Below are 4109 nucleotides of genomic sequence, written 5' to 3'. Positions count from 1 at the left end.
GATCTGAGCGAGGACCTGGACACGGTGTTCACCCACCTGCGGAAGTTCCGCGCGGATGGGGGCGGTGACACCCCCGAGCACGTGGGCCGAGGCCTGGGCGAGGCGGTGTCGAAGATGTCCTGGAGCGACAACCGCGAGACGATGAAGGTCATCTTCCTGGTGGGTGACGCGCCGCCGGCCGAGCGCGGCGATCAGTGGAACTTCAAGCACTGGGCGAAGCAGGCCAAGGATCGCCACATCGTGGTGAACACGGTGCGCTGCGGCGGGGATGGCGAGACGGCGACCTCCTGGAAGTACGCGGCGAAGCTGACGGACGGCACCTTCGACACGATCGGCCAGGAGGGTGGGATGCTGGCGGTGGCGACGCCGTATGACGCGGAGCTGGCGAAGGTGAACGCGGAGATCGCGGCGAAGACGATGTACACGGGCTCGACTGCGGTGCAGGCGGAGAACCGGGGCCGCGCGGCACAGATGGCCGCGCTGGCGCCCGAGGCGGCGGCCGAGCGCATCAGCTACATGAAGAAGGCCCGGTCGGCGGGCTCGGGCAAGGGCGCTCCGGCGGCGAGCAGCGCGCCGGTGGCGGTGGGTGGAGCGGTGGACCTGATGGAGAAGCCGGAGGCGCTGGCGAGCGTGACGGAGGCCGAGCTGCCCGCGGAGCTCAAGGGGCTGAAGAAGGAGCAGCAGGCGGCGAAGGTGAAGCAGCTCGCGGATGAGCGGAAGACGCTGGAGGCGAAGGCCGCGAAGCTGGCAGAGGAGCGTGACTCGTGGCGCGCGAACAACGTGGAGGAGAAGGCGGACAGCTTCGACGACAACGTGATGAAGAGCGTCCGGACGCAGGCTGCCAGCTACGGCGTGTCCTACTGATCAGGTCCTGTCTCATCATCGGCGGCGGGTTCGATTCCCGCCGCCTCCATCCCGAGAAGCCCAGCAATCTCACCGGGTTGCTGGGTTTTTCTTTATCCTCGTTTTCATCATGTGACCTCAGTGTGCCCCTCTGGCGTCTCTAGCCCAGAGCGGCTCGCAGCTGGGGGATGGGACGATCCAACTCCTGCACCGCACTCTCCCGCGCCTCGGGCGACAGGTGCGCGTACCTCATGGTCATCTCGATGGTGGCGTGCCCCATCAACTCCTGAATGACTTTGAGGGCAACGCCCCGCATCGCGAGATGGCTGCCGTAGGTATGGCGGAGATCGTGCCATCCGATGCAGCCCTCTGGGCGGCTGACGCCCGCCATCCGCAGCGCCCGCAGGAGCGGGTGCTTGAGCATCCCAGCGGTGAGCGGCTGGCCGTCCGGCTGGCAGAACACGTAAGGCCCGCACAGGTGGCGGTGTGCCTTGAGTGCCTCCACAGCCGACGCGGGCAGGTCCACGGTCCTTTCCCGCCCACCCTTGGGCAGCCCCACCACGCCGCGCCAGATTGTCCGGCGCACATTGAGCTTGCCGCGCTGCAAGTCCAGGTCTGCCCACTGGAGCCCGATCAGTTCCCCAAGCCGCAGCCCCGTCTTGGGCGCCACGAGGATCAACGTCCGCCACTCCGGCTCAGCAGCGTTGATCAAGCGCTCGGCTTCCTCGAAAGAGAGGAAGTCAAAGGCGGGCTTGTCCGTCTTGAACAGCTTGACGCGCGGGACGTGTTGGATCACGCCCTGTTCTTGAGCCAGTGCCAGCAACTTGTGCAGGACCGTCAGAACGTTGTTGATCGACTTGAGTGAGAGCAGCTTCACCCCACCGGAGCCTTTGCGCTTGAGGAGGGCCGCCCGCGTGGGGGCTTCCTTCCGTGCTCTCGCGCCCGAGGGCTTCTTACGCATCGCGGCCTTGAAGTCTTCGATCTCCGCTGGACCGATGGCATCAAGGGGCGTGTTGCCGAACGCGAGGATCAGGTGGTCGTCCAGGATCTGCCGCTTGGTGACAACGCTGGAATGCTTGTTGTTGTTCTCGCTGTACGTCAGGAAGCGCGGGACGAACTCCCCGAGGGTGGGGACTCGGCCCGCGCTGTTCTCCTTGCCGAAGGTTCCGGTCAGGAGTGCATGGCGGATCTGACGCTCGTACTCTTCAGCCCCCCGGCGGGTGTTGATGGGCGAGGCCTTGCGGATCCGCTCCACCCTGCCGCTCGGGTGCTGGTACTTGACGTCCACCCACCACGCCTCTTGCACCTTGCCCTCCTTGGTTTTCCACTGCCGCAGTCTGACGCTCATGACTTCTTGTCTCCGAGCGCAGGCCTGCTGTTACCGGGGCTCCACGTTAGCAGCGTGTCCCGGTGGATGCGGAGGATTCGCCCAAGCCGTGCAACGCCGGGCACTTGTTCGAGCCGGATCGCCTCGTAGAGAGTCTTCCGGTTCACGCGCAGCAATTCGGCGGCTTCCTCTACGGTGAGAAAGGCGGGCGCGTTGCTCGCGGTCAGAGGGGGCACGCTCATGGCTGATTCCCCTCCTGCATCGACGCGGCGGAGCGCGCCGCGTGAGCACGGGCTGCACTGCGAAGAGTGCCCCGCGTACAGCGCACGCACGTGCGCAATCCTGGGGGCTCCCCGTGGCTGCCCCGTGGTTGATGGTTCTGTGTCTCGTGTTGGCCCTGCATGGGCGAGCGGCTTCCGACTGCCGAGTGTCCGACGCTGCGCTCCTGTCGCCGGGATACGCAGCGCCATGCGGTGAGGCGCGCGGAGCCGCGAAGCTCGAAGCTGTACGGCGACCTGAGTGCATCCGGGGGGCGGAGGAGGCACGCTGCGCTGCGGGGGCTATCCACGACGGCTCGCCACACGTACCGGGGCGAGTTGTTGTGCATCGCTGCACGGGAGAGACTGTCTCGCATCCACCTGAGCCGCGGCAACGCGACGGGCCGCGCTGGGCAGAGTTGGCCAGCGTTGGACAGGGTTGGACAGGTCTGTGCCCGTCTCTTCCAGTTGGGAAGAGTGGGCGCCCGTCGCGCCTGCTGGGCGTTTTGTGTGGCGTGAGTCATGGTGCCCAAGGTGCCCAAGCGCGGCACGTTTGGACATTGGGCGTATTCAGGCAATCTCCGGCGGATCCAGGCAAACCCCAGCAGATCCCTACAATCTCCATGTTTCGCCGTGGAGCACGCACGGACACCAGGCAAGCGCGACGCGGTGGAGCGCTCAACGGCAGCAGTCATGGTCAAGGCGTGACTGCTGGGCGGGTAGCGCGTGCCTGCGTCGGACACGTGCCGTTCCGTTGCGTCGAGCTCCCCAGCACAGCGGGCTGCATCCGCGCTCGCCAGTCTGGTACCCTGGCAGCGCAGCCGGGAAGTTGTGGAAGCACCAGAGCGCGCGGTGCGCCCTGGCGCGACTACCGGCGCCGCCTGGAGTGACCAGCGGCGCACCCTGGCGTTCTCGCTGGCGTTCCTGGCGTTGTCACCGGCATTTCGCCCAGCGTTACTGGGCAGCCAACAACAGCGCACGACTGCGCCGCACATGGAGGGTTGCCCCTCCAGGGAGTAGATCTCGACCACCGCCCAACCCGCCCTTTCACACACTCTCCAAACTGCCCAGAACCACCCACAGCAGGAGTGACACAACCCAAAGTCGTGTGTCCAGACGACGGGCAAAGCGTGGGTGTTGATCGGCAAGCGTGCAGTCGGACAACCAAGGGCCCATGCGAGCGAGCGGATGGAGCGCGAGCGATGGGTGGCGCGGCTAAGGCCGTGACACGGATATGGGCGGCGTGACGGGACTTCACGGGACCACCACCGGCGCGACCACCGGCGCGACCACCGGTGCCACCACCGGCGCCATCACCGGCGCCGAGGAGAGTGCGCAAGGTCCGCAGTGCTGCCCATCCGCGCGCTCGGGCTGCCCAACTCAGTGGAGCGCCAGGATCGCAGCGGTGCCCATCTCCGCGTGCGACTGCCTGCCTGTGGCGAGAGCGCGTGTCGGACACTCGGTGCCTTGCTCAGCAGTTCTGCCGCCGTGGAGCACGCTCCTACGTTGGACATTCGGCGCTCTGCTCGGGTGGCCCAGCCTGCGGAGCACGTGCCAGGAACCGCAGAGATGCCCACCATGGAGCATGCACTAGGAGCCACAGCGGTGCCCATCGTTGAGCGTGCGCCCGCGTCAGACACCCGGCGCGCTGTTCAGCATCCCGGTCTCGCTGGAGCGCGCAC

The 4109-nt window shown here is 66.8% G+C and carries 3 protein-coding genes; 1 reads left to right on the top strand and 2 read right to left on the bottom strand.

Annotated features, from left to right (window positions below):
• Positions 1-864: VWA domain-containing protein (locus VD972_RS18935; RefSeq protein WP_324988947.1), on the top strand; the 864-nt coding region annotated here is incomplete at its 5' end.
• A 139-nt stretch (positions 865-1003) separates the two neighbouring features.
• Here the strand turns inward: VD972_RS18935 and VD972_RS18930 are convergent.
• Positions 1004-2191 (bottom strand): tyrosine-type recombinase/integrase, encoded by a 1188-nt coding sequence (locus VD972_RS18930; protein WP_324988944.1) that lies wholly within the window; start codon positions 2189-2191, stop codon positions 1004-1006.
• Positions 2188-2412, bottom strand: coding sequence for a helix-turn-helix domain-containing protein (locus tag VD972_RS18925; RefSeq protein ID WP_324988943.1), 225 nt, complete (start codon positions 2410-2412; stop codon positions 2188-2190). Before VD972_RS18925 ends, VD972_RS18930 begins: the two co-directional genes overlap by 4 nt.
• Between the last annotated feature and the right edge of the window lie 1697 nt (positions 2413-4109).

The organism is Hyalangium sp., assembly GCF_035629615.1.
Lineage (GTDB): Bacteria > Myxococcota > Myxococcia > Myxococcales > Myxococcaceae > Hyalangium.
Note: the sequence above shows the minus strand (reverse complement) of the source record. Positions and strands in the feature narration are given on the sequence as shown.

What these genes read in the sequence shown, in the direction of transcription:
- VD972_RS18930 (WP_324988944.1), bottom strand. Translation starts at nt 2,191, where the DNA reads ATGAGCGTCAGACTGCGGCAGTGGAAAACCAAGGAGGGCAAGGTGCAA.
- VD972_RS18925 (WP_324988943.1), bottom strand. Translation starts at nt 2,412, where the DNA reads ATGAGCGTGCCCCCTCTGACCGCGAGCAACGCGCCCGCCTTTCTCACC.